Here is an 18,340-nt window from a genome sequence, read left to right on the forward strand (position 1 = left end):
GACTCAAAAAAGCTTTGCGCGAGTTGTGCAAAGCTTTTTTGATTCAGTTAGGCAAAGTAATCCAGCCCCATGGCATGCCGTACTTCCGCCAGGGTTTGGTTGGCAACCTCATTAGCATCGGCACAGCCTTGCTTGAGCATATCGTAAACGGCTGGAATGTCCTTAGCAAATTCTTCGCGGCGTTCCCGAATCGGCTTAAGCTCGTTGTTCAAGACTTCAAACAGGTAGCGCTTGATCTTAACGTCGCCCAGACCGCCAGCTTGGTATTGATCCTTCAATTCCTGCACGTGCTCTTTATCAGGGTCGAAGATGTCTAGGTAGGTAAAGACCACGTTGCCTTCAATATGACCAGGATCTTCAACGTGAATGTGAGTTGGGTCGGTGTACATGGACATGACTTTCTTTTGCAGCGTCTTTTCATCATCGCTCAAATAGATAGCGTTGCCCAGCGACTTGCTCATCTTGGCGTTGCCGTCCAGACCAGGAATTCGACCTTGTCCTTTTGGTGGGAAAATTCCTTTTGGCTCAACCAAAACGTCGCCATAGATATTATTAAATGAACGGACAATTTCCCGTGCCTGTTCCATCATTGGCTCTTGGTCATCGCCAACTGGTACCAGCTCACACTTAAATGCCGTGATATCAGCTGCTTGACTGACAGGGTAGGTTAAAAAGCCGGCAGGAATCGAACGGTCAAAGTTTTTTTGCTGAATCTCGGCCTTAACGGTTGGATTGCGTTCCAGTCGCGATAACGTAACCAGATTCAAGTAATACATATTAAGCTCGGATAAAGCGGGAATCTGGGACTGGATGTATATCGTTGACTTGGCTGGGTCCAAACCGACTGCCAGATAGTCTAATGCAACTTGAATCAGACTGTTGTGGATCTTTTCGGGATCACGAGCATTGTCGGTCAAAGCCTGTTGATCGGCAATCATGATAAACATATTATAGTTGCCGCTGTTTTGCATCTTCACACGTTCTTTTAATGAACCAACGTAATGGCCAATGTGCAGCTTACCAGTTGGCCGGTCGCCGCTTAAAACGACTTTTTTGCTAGGATCAAACTTCATAAGAAAAACTCCTTTCAGCACCTAAAAAAGACCGCCCTCTCCAAACGAGAATAGGACGATCTTTGCCGCGGTGCCACCTAATTTAGGGGAAAGCCCCTCACTTAAATGCTTTTGATTCAGTTGTCGGCACCGCTCCATTTCGCTTAGCCGCGATCCCTCTCAGCATTTGGAATCTCTCTGTCATTGGCCTGACTACTATTGCACCGTGCATGATAGCTATATTATAACGCGAAACCAGCTGCCTGGGTCAACTACTTCTTTACCCGTGCCAGCCAGTAGCGCTTCTTACCCTTGCGCACGATTACGAACTTGCCGTCAAAATGCGTGCTTGGATCGATTTCGGCATTCTCGTCCGTGATTTGTTCGCCGTTGATGCGGATGGCGCCGTTCTTGACGTCTTCGCGGGCTTGACGACGGGAAGGCTCGATCTTGGTGTCGTCAACCAGCCACAGAATAATGTTCTGCTTTTGGTTGGCAACCTCAACGGATGGCATGTTCTTAAAGCCTTGTTCGATCTCACTGGCAGACAGTTGAGCAACGTCGCCGGAGAACAGGGCTGCCGTGATGCGTTCGGCTTCTTCAACGGCCTTTTCACCGTGCACGAACTTGGTAACCTCGCGTGCCAGCGCCTTTTGGGCCGCGCGCTTCCATGGCTCGGTCTTGACTTTTTCAGCCAGCGCGTCGATTTCTTCCTTGCTCAGGAAAGTGAAGTACTTCAGGTATTTAACGACGTCGCGGTCATCCTGGTTGATCCAGAATTGGTAGAACTCGTATGGCGTCGTCTTTTCCGGATCCAGCCAGACTGCGCCACCCGCTGTCTTGCCGAACTTGGTGCCGTCTGCTTTAAGCATCAGCGGAATCGTCAGACCAAAAGCTTTGGCGTTGGGACCTTCAATCTTATGAATCAGATCAATCCCGGAAGTAATGTTGCCCCATTGATCAGCCCCGCCGATCTGCAGGTGAACGTCATTATGCCGGTAGAGATGCAGGAAGTCGATGGACTGCAGGATCTGGTAGGTAAACTCGGTGTAGGAGATCCCGGTTTCCAAACGGCTGGCTACGACTTCCTTATTCAGCATCGTGTTCACGCTGAACAGCTTGCCGTAGTCGCGCAGGAAGTCGATCATGCTCAGTTTGGACAGCCAGTCATAGTTGTTGACGATGGTAAAGTTTTCCGTCCCGAACAGCTTGATCATCTGGTTGGTCAGGGCCTTAACGTTGTGCTCCAGCTGTGATTCCGTCTGCAGGGTCCGTTCGGTTTTGCGCCCGGATGGATCCCCAATTGCACCGGTCCCGCCCCCGATGATGATAACGGGATGATGGCCGGCCAGCTGGAATCGCTTCAGCATCATAAACGGAATTAGATGGCCAATGTGCAGGCTGTCGCCGGTTGGGTCGGTCCCGCAGTAGAGGCCGATTTTTTCGTTTTCCGTCAGTTCGCGCAGGCCCTCTTCGTCAGTTACCTGATTAACGGCACCGCGCCAGGTCAGTTCGTCAATAATATTCATTTAAATACCTCCAAAAAATGTCATGAGGAACGAAAAACATCCCAGAACCGCTTAACGGCTCTGGGACGAATTGCTCGTGGTACCACCCATCTTCGTGCATGACGCACCTCATTGACTTCAGTTCAGCGACGTTGCTGCAGGATTGTAATTCGCCAAACGACTGTGTGCCGGTTTTCAGCTGTGCCGGTTTTCTTTGAACAGGGAGTCGCTGCCTACTGAGTTCCTGCGCGTCTTAATTAGGGGTATTTAAACATAAATTTGTGCGAAAAGTCAAGTCGCTTAAGAATGTTAAATCGATAGCGGTTTCAAAATTAAAAGTTAATAGTTGCCAAAAATTTGGTTAGGCGAATTCTAGATTTAATTAATTAAGTTTTCTAGAAGATTTACCTTATTTAATTAATTTTAGTGGCCTAATAATATTAATTGTTCATGGTTTTGTGAAGATTATATTTCTTTTTACATTAAAAAGGTGATAAAGTATTCAGTACGCGAATATTAATAAACGGTTAAAAAATAAGTAAAAAGGAGTGAGGAATTTGAAGAAGTCATGGTGGCAACGCACAATCATCAGCTGCGCGGTAATGCTGATGACCACGTTCGCTGGATTATTTGTCAATAAGCAGGTGGCGCATGCCGAACAGACCTACACGATCGGGGTTGTCGACACCTTTGCTCCCTTTGAAATTCAAAACAAACAAGGGACCTATACCGGTAAGAATCCCGGCATTGAGCCTGAAATGATTCGGATGATTGCTAAGCACGAGCATTTCAAGTATCGATACAAAATCATGAGCTTTAACGCCATTCTGCAGGCTCTGGATTCCGGTCAGATCGATGCCGGCATGGGTGGGATGAGTGTTACCGACGAACGAAAGGCCAAAATCGACTTTTCAACTTCCTACTATAAAGACGGGATCGTGATGGCGGTCGGCAAAAACAGCAAGATCACCAAGATGAGCCAATTAAAAGGCAAGACGGTTGATGTTAAGTCTGGGGCTGCTGGGGCCTTATATGCTGAATCCATCAAGGACAAGTACGGCTTTAAGATCAAGTACTTTACGACTTCCAACGCGATGTGGAACGATGTTAAGAGCGGCAACGGGGCGGCTACGTTTGATGACGGTCCGGTTCTGCAATACGGGATCCGTAATGGCATGCCACTGAAGATCGTTACTAAACAGATCAATGCCACGCCAATTGCAATCGGCTTTAAGAAGGGCCAAAACAAAGAGCTGCAGGCCAAGATCAACGATGGGATCAAGTGGATGCAAAAGACTGGTCGGATGCAAAAGCTGATCGACAAGTACACCAAGGGCAGCGGTACGAAGACTGAAAGCAGCAAGGACCGGACGATCTTTGGCTTGATCAAGAACAACCGCAAGGCCCTCTTGACTGGTCTTTGGGAAACGATTGAACTGACGATTATCGGTTCGCTGTGCGCGTTGGCATTCGGTCTGGTACTGGGTGTCATGGGCATCGCGGAAGGCAAGTTCTGGAAGGGTCTTTCCAGCACGATCATCTACATTTTCCGTGGGATTCCAATGATGGTTTTGGCATTCTTCATCTACATTGGGCTGCCAAACCTGACTGGTCAAAAGATTCCGCTGTTTACGGCTGGGGTCTTGACCTTGATGCTTGATGAAGGGGCCTATGTCGGTGCAATCGTACGTGGTGGCTTTGAGGCCGTTGACGTTGGTCAGTGGGAAGCTGCCCGCAGTCTTGGTCTGCCATACTCCAAGGCATTGGTTAAGGTTATCGCGCCACAAGGGTTGAAGATCATGGTGCCATCTTTGGTTAACCAATTGATCATTACGCTGAAGGATACCTCGATTCTTTCGGCAATTGGGGTCATGGAACTGACGCAGACCGGGACCGTCATCATTGCCCGGAATATGGAAGGGTTCAAGATGTGGCTGATCATCGCCGTAATGTACATGATCATCATTACGCTACTGACTTGGCTGTCGAATTACGTTCAAAAGAGAATGGAGGCATAGCATGGACAAGCAATACAAGGTACAAGTCAAGGACCTTCACAAGAGCTATGGCGAAAATGAGGTCTTAAAAGGGATCGATCTTGCCGTTAAGCCAAGTGAGGTTGTCTGCATGATTGGGCCTTCTGGTTCGGGTAAGAGTACGTTTCTGCGCTGCCTGAACCGCTTGGAAGTGCCAAACAGCGGTCATATCTACATTGACGGCTACGACATTGCCGACCCGAAGACTGACATCAACCTGGTGCGTCAAAACATTGGGATGGTGTTCCAACACTTCAACCTGTTCCCCAACATGTCGGTAATTGACAACATCACGCTGGCACCCGTGGAACTGAAGAAGATGAGCAAGGAAGAAGCGCAAGAAGCCGCGCTGCACTATCTGGATATCGTAGGCTTAAAGGAAAAAGCCAACGTCAATCCACGGACGCTTTCTGGTGGACAAAAACAGCGGGTGGCAATTGCCCGTGCTCTGGCCATGAAGCCGGACGTAATGCTGTTTGATGAACCAACCAGTGCCCTTGACCCGGAAATGGTTGGTGACGTGCTGGGCGTTATGCAGGACCTGGCCAAAGAAGGGATGACCATGATCGTCGTTACCCACGAAATGGGCTTTGCCAAGCGGGTGGCTGATCGCGTGGTATTCTTCCATGACGGTAAGATCCGAGAAGATGGTACGCCAGAACAGATCTTTGAGCATCCACAGCACCCAGATACCCAGAATTTCCTTAACAAAGTCTTAAACGTTTAGGGGTTCGTTCGATATTTCTGGATTTAATGTTTGACAAACGTTATAAAATCGTTATAATGATTAGTAACTTTTAATTATTGGTCGATTTACAGAGACCCGCTGCCCAGCTGCAAGCACGGGATCGATCTTATGGCATCAACGTTGAAATGAAGGGTGGTTCCTCTATCGACTGCTAGAGCGGCGGGCATATAAGATGTCTGCAAGATGGGTGGAACCGCGTTGAAAAACGTCCCTGACACAAGTTGGTGTCAGGGACGTTTTATTTGCGTCAGTGTTGCCGCCCTCCTGTACAGGAATGTTTGTCATTGAGAGTTTTACAGGAGAAAAAGTATGGATGAACAACAAGAACAAAAACTATCACGGGCGCTGAAAAGCCGTCATATCACGATGATTGCCATTGGTGGGGCAATCGGGACCGGGCTGTTCTTAGGTTCGGGGACGGCCATTCACGCTGCGGGTCCTTCGATCATTTTATCTTACCTGATCGTGGGGATCTTCTGCTTCTTTATGATGCGGGCCTTGGGTGAACTGATTTTAGCTGATACTACCAAGCACTCGTTCATTGATTCGGTCAAGGAATACCTGGGCGACCGCATGGAATTCGTGGCCGGCTGGACTTACTGGTCTTGCTGGCTGAGTCTGGCAATGGCCGATCTGACCGCAACTGGGATCTACCTGCGCTACTGGTTCCCTAATCTGCCGCAATGGATCGGTCCGCTGGTCATCATCGTCTTATTGATGCTGGTCAACATGATCAACGTGGGGCTGTTCGGTGAAATGGAGAGCTGGTTTGCGATGATCAAGGTGGTCGCAATTCTGGCACTGATCGTAATTGGTTTGGTGATGGTCTTCGTTCACTTCCCAGTCAAGGGTTCTGACCCAGCCTCATTTAGCAATCTGTGGTCGCACGGCGGCTTCTTCCCGAAAGGCGTCCTGGGCTTTTTGATGAGTTTCCAAATGGTTGTCTTTGCCTTTGTCGGAATTGAAATGGTTGGTCTGACGGCTGGTGAAACCAAGGATCCCAATAATGACATTCCTAAGGCCATCAATTCGCTGCCAGTTCGGATCGGACTCTTTTACATCGGTTCAATGATTGCCATGATGTCGGTTTACCCATGGAACATGATCAAGACGACTTCCAGCCCATTTGTTCAGCTGTTCCAAGCCGTGGGGATTCCGGGGGCCGCTGCAATTTTGAACTTCGTGGTCTTGACGGCCGCCATGTCAGCAACCAACAGCTCGATTTTCAGTACCAGTCGTTCACTGTACGCACTGGCAACGGGTCACAACGCACCGCAAAAGTTTGCCAAGCTGAGCAATCAGGCCGTGCCGAACAATGCCCTGCGCTTCTCGTCATTGATTCTGTTTATCGTCGTTATCTTGAACTACATCATGCCAGCCGGAATCTTTAACATTGTTTCCGGGGTCTCAACGATCAACTTTGTCTTTGTCTGGCTGATCATCTTGTGGTGCCACATCGTTTACCGTAAAAAGCATCCCAAAGGCGTGGCTGCCTTCAACATGCCCGGCTTCCCATTTACCAGCTGGCTGACGATTATCTTCTTTATTGCAATTCTGGTAATTCTGTTCTTTGTCAAGTCAACTCGTTTGCCATTGCTGATCAGTTTTGTCTGGTTTATTGCACTGTTTGTCGGCTATACCATTGTTGACAAGCGCAAGCGGGCCCAAGATTAAAAAGATTTTATACCAAATCAAAAAGCCTGTTTAGATCATTTGATTTAGACGAAAAAAATTGGATAATCGTATAATTAAGGTAGCGCTTCCATTGGCTTGGTGACGCGGTTTGAGTTGACTTTTAAATGTGGGGAATTTATAATAAAAGCATGGAAGAAACCTCATCCGTTGCAAATGTAAAAGTATCCGGCAATCGCCTTTAATCTGGGCGATGGCAGCATAACACACCCCACATCACACAATAAATTGAATTTCCTGAAGAAAGCTTGTTAACTAACTAAATTAGTGGCCGTATCTAATGTACAACCTTATTTGAGAACGTCGACAATTGAAGTTGCATAGATCTCTTGGCATAAAGAGACCAGATTAAGTAAGCAAGGTAAATAATCGAGTTTTGATATTAAGTATGGCAACGGCAAGCGCTTCTTCCCCCAAGGCCTGGTGAATATTCACCGGGTCTTTTATTTTGCACGTTTTAGTGTGGCATTAAGACCAGTGCGGATTGATCGTGGGATATCGCTAGAGTCTGGGGCATGGCAGGTGTCCAGCCAATCGAGCAGTACCAATCTCGCTGTTTCATTAAAGCCATAACAGCATCAGAAGTGACAGCAAAGTCGATCAATTGCGCTGGAGAAAGCGTTTGAAATCCGCTGCCAAAGCCGGTAAACTGACAGCAACAGCAACAGCAACAGCAACAGCAACAGCAACAGCAACAGCAACAGGTCATTTTCATGAGGCGTGATGCCAAAAGCGGCTCAAAAGCCATGGAACAGTAGTACAAAGATAGAGCCGCGATTACTGATCCAGAGCAGCTGCGTGAAGATAGAGCAGTGGTGGCTGATCCAGAAAGGCTGCGTGAAAGGAGGAGTGTGATGGCTGATTCAAACAAAATCGGCAAGTATGAACTGACGGCTTTGATCGTGGGCGCGACGATTGGCTCGGGAATCTTTGGCGTCAATAGCGATCTGGCCAACGCGGCGGCACCGGGACCGGCAATCCTGGGCTGGCTGATCGTCGGCCTGGGCGTGTGGTGCCTGATTGTCGCGCTGAATCATCTCTTGCTGCGCTACCCCAAGCAGGACGCTGGAATTTTTGCGTACGCGGGGCTTTCGTTTGGGACGCTGGGCGAGTTTATTTCCGGCTGGGCATACTGGCTGGCTTCATGGCTGGGCAACCTCGCCTTTGCCACGATTGCGATGAGCGCGCTGGGAACGTTTTGGCCAGTTTTTCAAGGTGGTCAGAACCTACCGTCGATTTTACTGGCAATACTTTTGACGATTGGTTTTACCGTGATCGTCAGCTATGGTGTTGAGGCTACCGCGCTGCTCAATTTAATCGGTACGCTTGCTAAACTGGTGCCATTGCTGATCTTCACCATCGTAACGGCATTGGCGTTTCATTGGTCGACGTTTGTCAACAACTTTTGGGGCGCGGCTGCGCAGTCTTCCCGTCCCATCCTGGCAGTTGCCGATCAGGTCAAAAACTCGATTATGGTGATGATGTGGCTGTTTATGGGCGTGGAAAGTGCCTCGGTTATGGCGCACCGAGCTAAGCGTCAGCGGGATGCCGTCGTGGCTTCATTTGGCGGCTGGCTGATTCTGCTGGTCGTCTATCTGCTGATCTCGCTGCTTCCTTATGGCGTAATGACGCGCGCACAGTTGGCTGGGGCAGCACAACCGGCGATGGGGACGATTCTAAGCCGGCTGGTTGGACCCTGGGGCGCGGCTTTGATCAGTTTGGGATTGATCGTTTCGGTGCTGGTGGCCTGGCTTTCGTGGACGATGCTGCCAGCGGAGGCGTTTTTGATGATGACTAAAGACCGAGTGCTGCCGCGTTCGTTTGGCAGGCTCAATTCGCATCATGCCCCGACGACCGCGCTTTGGGTAACGGCGATCGTTCAGTGCCTGTTTCTGTGCTCGCTGCTGTTTACGACCTATGCTTATCGGTTTGCCTATACGCTGGGGACGGCCGCGGGACTGATCGTCTATTTCTTTGTTGGACTGGCGCAGATTAAAGACGGCTGGCAGCAGCGTGCTTATGGTCAATTAGTAATTGGCATGCTGCTGACGATTTTTGAGCTGTTATCGATGGCTTTGGCTGGCTGGCGGCAGGTGATGATTTTATCGCTGAGTCTGCTGCCGGGCTTTCTGATTTATTGGCAGGCTCGGCGCACGCGAAAGCTGAGACTTGCCAAAAACGAATGGCTGGCGATGGGCTTGATCAGTATTTTGGCTGTTGTTTCGTTGGTTTTGATATTAAACGGTACGATTCCGATCGAATAGGGGGAAAATTTATGGTTAAGATTGCTCCATTTGGCGTGGAAGCCTGGTTGAACAAGTGGGAAAAAAGCGCCCGCTATGATATTTCACAAAGTACGATCGCTTCATTGACGATGGATGAGCTGATGAATCTGGATGGTCATCATGGCGCGGAGTTTTACGAGATGCTCAATGCCCAAAAGATGAACTACGGCTGGATTGAAGGCTCCCCCAGCTTTAAGACCGAAGTTGCCAAGCTCTATCGCCACGTGGATCCGCACAACATCCTGCAGACCAATGGCGCGACGGGAGCAAATCTCTTGGCGCTCTATAGTTTGGTGAACCCTGGCGACCACGTAATTGCTGAATATCCTTCCTATCAACAGCTCTATGACATTCCAAAATCGTTGGGGGCCACGGTTGACTATTGGCAGATTCATGAAGCCGCCAACTGGTATCCCGACATTGAAGAGCTAAAGCGGCTGATGCGTCCTGATACCAAGCTGATCTGTCTCAATAACGCCAACAATCCGACCGGCACCGTCTTAGACCAGGAATTTCTACAGCAGGTGGTTGACCTGGCAGCTCAGGTTGGCGCCTATATCTTGGTTGATGAGGTCTATCTGCCATTAGATCAGCCAGAAAAATTCGTTTCAATCGTGGATCTGTATGACAAGGGGATTGCTACCAACTCGCTTTCCAAGACTTATTCGGTTCCCGGCATTCGGATTGGCTGGACGGCTGCCAATGCCGAACTGACCGAGCGCTTCCGCAAGTATCGCGACTATACGATGATCTGCGGCGGGGTCTTTAATGATCTAATGGCTACCTATGTCCTGCGTCATAAACAACAGGTTCTGGCGCGCAATCGAAAGCTGGTCATGAGCAATCTGCAAATCTATCAAGAGTGGATTGCCAATGAGGAGCGAGCCAGTGTGGTCATGCCGCAAGCCGTTTCGACCTCGTTCCCCAAGCTGGATGTGCCGGTTGACATTCATCAATTCTGCGAGCAGCTGCTGGCTGACCAGGGCGTCTTGCTGGTGCCAGGGGATGCATTTGATACGCCAGGTCACGTCAGATTGGGGTATTGTGCCCCGCAAGCTACGTTAAAAGAAGGGTTGAAACGACTCTCGATAGCTTTGCATCAATACGACTGATTAACAACTTTGTTCAGTTTTAAACGATTGTATTTTTCACTAATTAGCTCTGTTTTAAAAGTCAAAGCGATTTCAGCGTGGTATACTAAAGATCCTTGGCAGGGGCAGCGGGGCTGACTACTACTCAATTGTAAGTGGTTACAGTCTCGCTTTTATTTTGTATTATCAAATGGTCTATAAAAAAACATATGAAGCTTTAAACGTTTTACTGAAGAAATCAGAAAAAAGTTTGTGAAATTTAAATCACACTTCTTTAACATTTTTTAAAGTTCTGCCTTGATTTAAAACGATTTACTTCCGAACAATACTGGTAACGGTTTCATGGTTTCACAAAGTCGATAAATGTATGCGGTTTACAGTTTTACAAAAGATGGGTATATTATTATGGCACGCAAGATTTTCTCAGTTCGACTGCAATTATTCCGCTATTCTGAGATACTGAGAAATTGCGATTGAGAAAAAGTTAGATTCAGTTTTTAAGAAAGGTGTTATATCCATGTATCTTGCAATTAACATTCTTGGGTTGCTTGTCTTCTTGGGTATCGGTTTTCTGTTCTCTAAGGACAAAAAAGCGATCAACTGGAAAGCAATTGCTATCATGATTGTATTGAACCTGGTCCTGGCCTGGTTCCTGACTGGTTCAGCTGCTGGTCGTGCCGGCGTTAAGGCCGCTGCCGACGGTTTTGCTTGGATCGTCAACATTTCTGCTAAGGGTACGGTCTTTGCCCTGGGTGGTTGGTACAATGTTAAGAACCTGAACTTCATTTGTTCTGCATTGATGCCAATCCTGATGATCGTTCCACTGTTCGACATCCTGACTTACATCGGCTTCTTGCCATGGATCATCAAGTGGATCGGTAAAGGTCTGTCATTCATCACGGGTCAACCAAAGTTCGAATCGTTCTTTGCCGTTGAAATGATGTTCCTGGGTAACACGGAAGTTCTGGCCGTTTCCGGGATGCAAATCCGTAAGCTGACCAAGGCTCGTAACCTGACCATCGCCATGATGTCCATGAGCTGTGTTACGGCTTCAATCCTGGGTGCCTACATCCAAATGATGCCTGGTCAATTTATCCTGACTGCCGTTCCAATCAACATCGTTAACTCACTGATTGCTACCAGCCTGCTGAACCCAGTTACGGTTACTGAAGCAGAAGACACGATTGAAAAAGTTGGTAGTTCTGAGAACGGTAAGAAGGAACCATTCTTCAGCTTCCTGGGCGACTCCATCCTGGGTGCCGGTAAGCTGATCCTGATCATTGTTGCTAACGTTGTTGCCTTCGTTGCCCTGGCTGCTCTGATCGATGCCATCCTGGCTCTGTTCTGGAAGCAACTGTCTCTGGAAAGCATCCTGGGTGTGATCATGTTCCCATTTGCTTGGCTGCTGGGTCTGCCTGTTCACCAAGCATGGATGCTGTCACAAGACATGGGTATGAAGCTGGTTACGAACGAATTCGTTGTTATGGGTGAAGTTACGGGCAAGATTGCTTCTTACCCACACCACCTGCAAGCCGTTCTGACCACGTTCGTTACTTCCTTTGCCAACTTCGGTACGCTTGGTATGATCATTGGTTGTTTCAAGGGTATCGCCGACAAGGAAACCAACGACTACATTGCTCAAAACATTGGCTACCTGCTGCTGTCTGGTATCTTGGTATCACTGCTGTCTGCAGCCTTTGTTGGTCTGTTCGTTTGGTAAGATCTACGACTGCATGCGCTTAATGCGTTTTGCCAGTCAAAAGGGGCTGGCCGTCCATTCCGGTTGGCCCTTTTGTTTCCCAGCAAAGTAAAAGCGCTTACTGACGCTTGATTGTAATTTTAAGGAGGAATTCATGATGACGACTAAGATTATTATGGACACTGATCCTGGTATTGATGACGCAGCTGCTTTGACGATGGCAATCAACAACCCTGAAATCGACTTGAAGCTGATCACGGCGGTTGCTGGTAACGTTTCGGTTGACAAGACGACGGCCAACGCACTGAAGATCGTTAACTTCTTTGGTAAGCGTGACGAGATTCCGGTTGCAGAAGGCGCCAAGGAACCTTTGATCAAGCCATTTGAAGACGCAGCTCGGATCCACGGTGCTTCTGGGATGGAAGGCTACGACTTTGGCAATGACTACGGTACGCCAATTGAAAAGAGTGCCGTTCAAGCTCTGCGCGATGCCATCATGGCTGAAGACGAAATCACGCTGGTACCAACTGGCTCCTACACCAACATTGCCCTGCTGTTCAAGGAATTCCCAGAAGTTAAGAGCCACATCAAACAAATCGTTGCCATGGGTGGTTCCCTGACTGGTGGTAACATGACCAGTGTTGCTGAATTCAACGTCTTCACTGATCCTCACGCGGCTGAAATCATGTACAAGTCTGGTGTGCCAATCGTAACGGTTGGTCTGGACGTTACGCTCAAGGCCTTGCTGACGCAGGACAGCCTGAACGCCATCAAGGACATGAATGAGACTGGTAAGATGCTTTATGGTCTGATCAGCCACTACAACGACGTCAGTGCTGAAACTGGCGGTCACCCAATGCACGACGTCAACACGATCTTCTACCTGCTGCACCCTGAAGCATTTACGACCAAGGATGTCTGGATCGACATTCAAACTGATGGTCCAGCAATTGGTGCCATGGTCGGCGATATTCGCGGTGCCTACCACGATGGCAAGACTAACGCCAAGGTATGTGTTGACATCGACGCGGCTGCCTTTAACAAGTGGTTTGTTGAAGAAGTCAGCAAGATGCGCTAAAACCAAATAATCATCTGGAAGCTGGCTGACTGGTTTTCAGATAAAAAGCCGATTGATTCGCCAAGCGCGTTTCAACCGGCTTTTTGCGTAGCTGGAAATGATTCGATAGCGTTGTTGGACACGGGCTGCCAGCGGGTTTATCGAGCTGGCGCGACGGCATCTAAAAATCCGCTGTAAATCGTTGGATTGCTTGAAACAACGGCCTTTTTGGGGTAAAGTAATGGAGTATGTGAAACATCTTCCTGTTTCACAAAGGAGGATTTATGACACCGGAAGAATTTCGACGGGCACTGCAGGATCACGGTATTGAACTGACTGATTCTCAGATGACCCAATTTGCGATTTATTATGAAGATCTGGTGGCCACCAACGAACACGTTAATCTGACGGCCATTACGGATCAAAAAGAAGTTTATCTCAAGCATTTTTATGACTCGTTGACGGGAGCGCTGGCCGAACCTCGTCTGCAGACTGAAGCCTTGACGCTTTGCGATATTGGCGCGGGCGCTGGTTTCCCTTCGCTGCCGCTGAAGATTGCCTTTCCACAACTCAAGATTACGATCGTGGATTCACTGAACAAGCGGATCAAGTTTTTGGCCGATCTGGTTGCCAAGTTGGGCCTAACCGATGTCAATCTGATTCATGATCGCGCTGAGACCTTCAGTGCCAAAAAGAGTCCCTACCGCGAAAGTTTTGACGTTGTCACGGCGCGGGCAGTGGCTCGACTGGCGGTTTTAAGCGAGCTTTGTCTGCCAGCGGTCAAGGTCGGCGGCGAATTCATCGCTTATAAGGCCAGTGCCGCTAAAGACGAGCTGCAAAAAGGCGGTAAGGCGGTCAAGGTACTGGGCGGCCAGGTTGAGCACACCACCAAGCTGACCTTACCTGGTACGGATGAGGAGCGTAATCTGATCGTAATTGAAAAAGTTGCCGCGACGCCGAAAAAATACCCCCGGCGGCCAGGATTGCCCAACAAGCAGCCAATTGAGTAGAAAAGAGGATTGAGACATGGCATTTTCACTGTTTGGCCTTGGCAAGCACCAGGGAACCGCCAGCGAAACCAAAAATCAAGTCGTTGAGATTCCGGTTGCCGCCATCGTGCCCAACCAATACCAGCCCCGGAAGGTTTTTGACCAAACCGAGATTCAAGAGCTGGCCCAGACGATCAGCGAGCATGGTCTGCTGCAGCCAATCGTCGTGCGGGAATTTCGACCAGGCGAATACGAGATCATTGCTGGTGAGCGGCGGTTTAGAGCCGTTAAGCTGCTGCAATGGGAAAAGATTCCGGCAATCGTTGAAAAGATGACTGACGCGGAATCAGCTTCATTAGCGCTGATCGAAAATCTGCAGCGCGCCCAGCTGAGTCCGGTTGAAGAAGCGCAGGCCTACAAGCAATTGATGGAGTTCAACCATCTGACCCAGGCAACGCTGGCTAAGGGGATGGGCAAGAGTCAGTCGTTCGTTGCCAATAAGCTGCGGCTCTTGAAACTGATCAAGCCCGTTCAAAACGCAATTTTGGATGGCCGGATTACCGAGCGTCACGGCCGGGCCCTGCTGAGTCTGGATGAGGATCAGCAGCGCACGCTTTTAATGGAGATCGTCAACCAGCATTGGAACGTTCGCCAGACTGAAGATGCCGTGGCACAGATGCTGGGCAAGCCAACCAGTGCGGAAAAGGCCGCGCAACAAGCTGTCCAACAAGATGCTGCTAGTGAGAACGTGGCCCAGGCAGCTGGCGAAACAACGGAAACTGATGTCACGACTGATTCAGCAGCCGCGAAAACGCCGGCCAAAAAGAAACGGGCTAAGAAAAAGCAGCCCAAATCAATCAAGGTCAGTGACCCACGGATTGCCGTCAACACGATCAAGCACTCCATTAAGATGGTCAAGGACAGCGGCGTGGCAGCCAAGGTCAGTGAAAAAGACACGGCCGATTCATATGAAATTACCATTCGCATTCCGAAGCACTAAAGGAAGGACTGGCGAAACATGGCAAAAAAACGTGGCTTTAGTCTCGCGGCGCTGTTTGGCGATAATGATGCCAAACAAGACCACGAGCAAAGCGTAGAAGAAATTGAACTAACGGCGATCCGGCCCAATCCATACCAGCCGCGGCGTACTTTTGACGAAGCGGCCCTGCAGGAATTAGCAGCTTCGATCAAAGAATCAGGCGTCTTTCAGCCAATCATTCTGCGGCAGCCGGATCCAGATCTGAATCGTTATGAGATCATTGCTGGCGAACGACGCTTCCGGGCTTCCAAGCTGGCTGGCAAAACAACGATTCCCGCGATCGTACGGACGATGAGCGACTCGCAGATGATGGAGGTTGCCGTCTTAGAAAACCTGCAGCGTGAGGATCTGACGCCGCTGGAAGAAGCACAAGCCTATCAATCACTGATGGACCGCCTGCAGCTGACTCAGGCCCAGGTTGCTGAAAAATTGGGCAAGAGCCGGCCTTACATTGCCAACTATCTGCGGCTACTGGGCCTGCCACAGCCGGTCAAGGACATGCTGGAGGACCACCGCTTGTCAATGGGACAGGCCCGTACGCTATTGGGGCTAAAGGATGAACGAGCGCTCGTTAAGCTGGCTCAGCGCGCGGTTAAGGAAAATCTGACCGTGCGGCAGCTTGAACAGCTGGTGGCTGAACAAAATCAAGCCGTCAAGTCTGCCAAGCCCACGAAGAAAAAGGCGACTGCCAAAAAGCCAGCCTATGTTCGTGAAGCCGAAGAACAGCTGCAGAGCCGGTTTGGCACCAAGGTCGTGATGACGGCAGGCAAACGGGGCGGCAAAGTCGAGATTCCATATACCTCGGATGATGACCTGACGCGGATTTTGGATCTTTTGGGAGTCAAGTTCGATTAGAGAGGAGCGTTTGCGATGAAAACCTATGAACTAAACGACATTGTGCAGATGAAAAAGCAGCACCCATGCGGCACCAACCGCTGGCAGATCATCCGAACCGGGATCGACGTCAAGCTGCAGTGCACGGGCTGCGGTCATATTGTGATGATGTCGCGGCAAAACTTTGAAAAGCATCTCAAAAAGGTGCTGGAACACGCCGAAAACGAAGCAGATTAATTAAAAAGGAGCAATTATTTCATGTCTTTAACTGCAGGTATCGTTGGGCTGCCAAACGTCGGCAAGTCCACGCTGTTTAACGCTATTACCAAGGCTGGTGCCGAAATGGCCAACTACCCATTTGCCACGATTGAACCCAACGTGGGGATGGTGGAAGTGCCAGACAAGCGTCTGGAACGAATTCAAGAACTGATTCCCGCCAAAAAGATCGTGCCAACCACGTTTGAGTTCACCGACATTGCCGGGATCGTTAAAGGGGCCTCAAAAGGTGAAGGTCTGGGGAACCAATTCTTGGAAAACATTCGCCAGACTGACGCCATCGTGCATGTCGTACGGGCATTTGACGACACGGACATCACCAGTGTTTCCGGCAAGGTTGACCCCATCGAAGACATCGACACGATCAACCTGGAACTGGTAATGGCCGATCTGGATGCCGTTAACAAGCGGCTGGCTAAGGTTCAACGGGCAGCTAAGGGTCGTGACAAGGAAGCCCTGGCAGAACTGGAAGTTTTAAACAAGATCAAGCCGGTTTTGGAAAATGGTCAAAGCGTGCGTTCCATCGAATTCAACGACCAAGAGCAAAAAATCGTCAAGGGTCTATTTCTGCTGACGAGCAAGCCGGTCCTGTACGTTGCCAACATCGCTGAAGAAGACATGGCCGATCCAGATGCCAACAAGTACATGGATGCCATCAAAGAACACGTTAAGGGCGATGGCGAGGTCATTGGCGTAGCGGCAGCGGCTGAAGAACAGATTGCCGAAATGGATGAAGAAGAAAAGGCCGACTTTTTGGAAATGGAAGGCGTTGAAGAACCCGGCCTGAACCGGCTGATTCGGGCAGCCTACAAACTGCTGGGACTGGAAACCTTCTTCACGGCGGGCGGACCAGAAACGCGGGCCTGGACCTTTAAGAAAGGCACGAAGGCACCACAGGCAGCCGGCATCATCCACTCTGACTTTGAACGCGGCTTTATTCGGGCTGAGGTCATGAGCTTCGCGGATCTTGACGAATTGGGCAGTGCCCAGGCAGTCAAGGAAGCCGGCAAGCTGCGGCTGGAAGGTAAGGAATACGTAATGCAGGACGGCGACATCGTTGAGTTCCGCTTCAACGTCTAAGCATTAAATCAATTAAATAGAGAGGAAGAACATCTTGGCTGAATCAAAAGAACAACAACCACGCAATGCCGCTGCCGGCCAGCGACAAAAAGAATACGCCAAAGACCAGCGTCAAGAAACGACGCGGGCTTTTGGCAAGCAGGGACTGACGCGCAAAAACGAAGAATTCATGTTCCAATTAAACAAGCAGCTGGACGCACAGGGCGCTGACCCATCCAAAAAGCCAGCCATGCTTGAAGAAACGCTCAAAGCGCTGCAGGAAGGCCAAAAGACTGGTCAAACGGCGCGCGGCCTGTTTGGTACGCCAACGCAGCGGGCCCACGCTCTGCTGCATCCTGAGCCAACTGAACAATCCAAGACGCAGAGCTCATTAAAATTGATGGCACTGGATAACGGGATCATGTTCTTTGCCATCTTTACCTTTATGTTTGGGCTGATGGACTGGATCTCTCCACAAGCAATGAAGGTTTCCCATAACGGTAATATGGGGATCACCTCAATCATCATCGTAGCTATTACTGGTGGGATTTTATTTGGCTGGATCGCCAAGTATATGCTGCCAGTTAAAAACGAAGAAACGGGCAAATATGTCAAACGACCATTATGGGCCCGCATCGTTACGGTGGTCAGTGGTCTGGTAATGTGGATTTTGATCTACATTCTGACGGCCATGATGCCAAACAGCGTCAACCCACGTCTGAATCAATGGTTCTACCTGATTTTAGGGGTGGCAGCTTTTGCGCTCGACATCTGGCTGCGGGGACGCTACCACATTACCAGCGCCTTTTCGCCACGCCGTCAGCAGCGGCAATAAAAATCAGCATCGCGGTTCCACGTGAAACGCGGTGCTTTTTTATAAATTGTCAGAATCTATCGCCGACAAATTTGGTATTTAGTCCTAAAATGGTGGTTAAAAGGGGTTAAAACCGAACAATCTGAAAAATATTATTAGAA

Annotated in this window: 15 protein-coding genes; 13 read left to right on the plus strand and 2 right to left on the minus strand. The window is 49.4% G+C overall.

The window, feature by feature from the left end:
• Positions 1-47 precede the first annotated feature (47 nt).
• Both trpS and tyrS read right to left on the minus strand, forming a co-directional pair.
• Positions 48-1,073, minus strand: coding sequence for a tryptophan--tRNA ligase (trpS, locus tag H0G69_RS00295; RefSeq protein ID WP_056968100.1), 1,026 nt, complete (start codon positions 1,071-1,073; stop codon positions 48-50).
• Between the two features lie 251 nt (positions 1,074-1,324).
• A complete protein-coding gene (gene tyrS, locus H0G69_RS00300; RefSeq protein WP_180304897.1) occupies positions 1,325-2,581 on the minus strand; it encodes a tyrosine--tRNA ligase in 1,257 nt (418 codons plus the stop codon).
• A gap of 581 nt (positions 2,582-3,162) precedes the next feature.
• On the opposite strand from tyrS, the gene H0G69_RS00305 reads away from it, so the two are divergent.
• The 13 genes from H0G69_RS00305 to H0G69_RS00365 all read left to right on the plus strand — a co-directional run bounded on the left by H0G69_RS00305 (position 3,163) and on the right by H0G69_RS00365 (position 18,200).
• The gene (locus H0G69_RS00305) at positions 3,163-4,578 is read left to right on the plus strand and encodes an ABC transporter substrate-binding protein/permease (RefSeq protein ID WP_180305358.1); all 1,416 of its coding nucleotides are present in this window, start codon (positions 3,163-3,165) and stop codon (positions 4,576-4,578) included.
• Between the two features lies 1 nt (position 4,579).
• Complete coding sequence (locus H0G69_RS00310; RefSeq protein ID WP_006499297.1) at positions 4,580-5,323, plus strand: amino acid ABC transporter ATP-binding protein; 744 nt, start codon at positions 4,580-4,582, stop codon at positions 5,321-5,323.
• 330 nt (positions 5,324-5,653) lie between these two features.
• Complete coding sequence (locus H0G69_RS00315; RefSeq protein WP_180304898.1) at positions 5,654-7,018, plus strand: amino acid permease; 1,365 nt, start codon at positions 5,654-5,656, stop codon at positions 7,016-7,018.
• A gap of 872 nt (positions 7,019-7,890) precedes the next feature.
• Complete coding sequence (locus H0G69_RS00320) at positions 7,891-9,300, plus strand: basic amino acid/polyamine antiporter (RefSeq protein ID WP_180304899.1); 1,410 nt, start codon at positions 7,891-7,893, stop codon at positions 9,298-9,300.
• An 11-nt stretch (positions 9,301-9,311) separates the two neighbouring features.
• A complete protein-coding gene (locus H0G69_RS00325; protein ID WP_180304900.1) occupies positions 9,312-10,433 on the plus strand; it encodes an aminotransferase in 1,122 nt (373 codons plus the stop codon).
• 496 nt (positions 10,434-10,929) lie between these two features.
• Positions 10,930-12,132, plus strand: a complete 1,203-nt coding sequence (locus H0G69_RS00330) for a NupC/NupG family nucleoside CNT transporter (protein WP_180304901.1) — start codon at positions 10,930-10,932, stop codon at positions 12,130-12,132.
• Positions 12,133-12,268: 136 nt separating this feature from the next.
• Positions 12,269-13,189, plus strand: coding sequence for a ribonucleoside hydrolase RihC (gene rihC, locus H0G69_RS00335; protein WP_180304902.1), 921 nt, complete (start codon positions 12,269-12,271; stop codon positions 13,187-13,189).
• A gap of 263 nt (positions 13,190-13,452) precedes the next feature.
• Positions 13,453-14,178 (plus strand): 16S rRNA (guanine(527)-N(7))-methyltransferase RsmG, encoded by a 726-nt coding sequence (gene rsmG, locus H0G69_RS00340; protein WP_180304903.1) that lies wholly within the window; start codon positions 13,453-13,455, stop codon positions 14,176-14,178.
• Positions 14,179-14,194: 16 nt separating this feature from the next.
• Positions 14,195-15,157: a nucleoid occlusion protein gene (locus H0G69_RS00345; protein WP_180304904.1), complete on the plus strand. Its 963-nt coding sequence runs from the start codon at positions 14,195-14,197 to the stop codon at positions 15,155-15,157.
• Between the two features lie 18 nt (positions 15,158-15,175).
• On the plus strand, positions 15,176-16,051 hold the full coding sequence (locus H0G69_RS00350; RefSeq protein ID WP_180304905.1) for a ParB/RepB/Spo0J family partition protein: 876 nt from the start codon (positions 15,176-15,178) through the stop codon (positions 16,049-16,051).
• A 15-nt stretch (positions 16,052-16,066) separates the two neighbouring features.
• Positions 16,067-16,267 (plus strand): DUF951 domain-containing protein, encoded by a 201-nt coding sequence (locus H0G69_RS00355; protein WP_006499308.1) that lies wholly within the window; start codon positions 16,067-16,069, stop codon positions 16,265-16,267.
• A gap of 21 nt (positions 16,268-16,288) precedes the next feature.
• Positions 16,289-17,386 (plus strand): redox-regulated ATPase YchF, encoded by a 1,098-nt coding sequence (gene ychF / locus H0G69_RS00360; protein WP_006499309.1) that lies wholly within the window; start codon positions 16,289-16,291, stop codon positions 17,384-17,386.
• 34 nt (positions 17,387-17,420) lie between these two features.
• Positions 17,421-18,200: a DUF1129 domain-containing protein gene (locus tag H0G69_RS00365; protein WP_180304906.1), complete on the plus strand. Its 780-nt coding sequence runs from the start codon at positions 17,421-17,423 to the stop codon at positions 18,198-18,200.
• Positions 18,201-18,340 lie beyond the last annotated feature (140 nt).

This window comes from Limosilactobacillus mucosae (assembly GCF_013423865.1).
GTDB lineage: Bacteria > Bacillota > Bacilli > Lactobacillales > Lactobacillaceae > Limosilactobacillus > Limosilactobacillus mucosae.

Excerpts from the sequence above, each read along its gene's own strand:
- trpS (WP_056968100.1), bottom strand. The coding sequence starts at position 1,073 with ATGAAGTTTGATCCTAGCAAAAAAGTCGTTTTAAGCGGCGACCGGCCA.
- H0G69_RS00330 (WP_180304901.1), top strand. The coding sequence starts at position 10,930 with ATGTATCTTGCAATTAACATTCTTGGGTTGCTTGTCTTCTTGGGTATC.
- rsmG (WP_180304903.1), top strand. The coding sequence starts at position 13,453 with ATGACACCGGAAGAATTTCGACGGGCACTGCAGGATCACGGTATTGAA.
- H0G69_RS00350 (WP_180304905.1), top strand. The coding sequence starts at position 15,176 with ATGGCAAAAAAACGTGGCTTTAGTCTCGCGGCGCTGTTTGGCGATAAT.
- H0G69_RS00315 (WP_180304898.1), top strand. The coding sequence starts at position 5,654 with ATGGATGAACAACAAGAACAAAAACTATCACGGGCGCTGAAAAGCCGT.
- H0G69_RS00355 (WP_006499308.1), top strand. The coding sequence starts at position 16,067 with ATGAAAACCTATGAACTAAACGACATTGTGCAGATGAAAAAGCAGCAC.
- H0G69_RS00305 (WP_180305358.1), top strand. The coding sequence starts at position 3,163 with ATGCTGATGACCACGTTCGCTGGATTATTTGTCAATAAGCAGGTGGCG.
- rihC (WP_180304902.1), top strand. The coding sequence starts at position 12,269 with ATGACGACTAAGATTATTATGGACACTGATCCTGGTATTGATGACGCA.
- H0G69_RS00320 (WP_180304899.1), top strand. The coding sequence starts at position 7,891 with ATGGCTGATTCAAACAAAATCGGCAAGTATGAACTGACGGCTTTGATC.
- ychF (WP_006499309.1), top strand. The coding sequence starts at position 16,289 with ATGTCTTTAACTGCAGGTATCGTTGGGCTGCCAAACGTCGGCAAGTCC.
- tyrS (WP_180304897.1), bottom strand. The coding sequence starts at position 2,581 with ATGAATATTATTGACGAACTGACCTGGCGCGGTGCCGTTAATCAGGTA.
- H0G69_RS00345 (WP_180304904.1), top strand. The coding sequence starts at position 14,195 with ATGGCATTTTCACTGTTTGGCCTTGGCAAGCACCAGGGAACCGCCAGC.
- H0G69_RS00310 (WP_006499297.1), top strand. The coding sequence starts at position 4,580 with ATGGACAAGCAATACAAGGTACAAGTCAAGGACCTTCACAAGAGCTAT.
- H0G69_RS00325 (WP_180304900.1), top strand. The coding sequence starts at position 9,312 with ATGGTTAAGATTGCTCCATTTGGCGTGGAAGCCTGGTTGAACAAGTGG.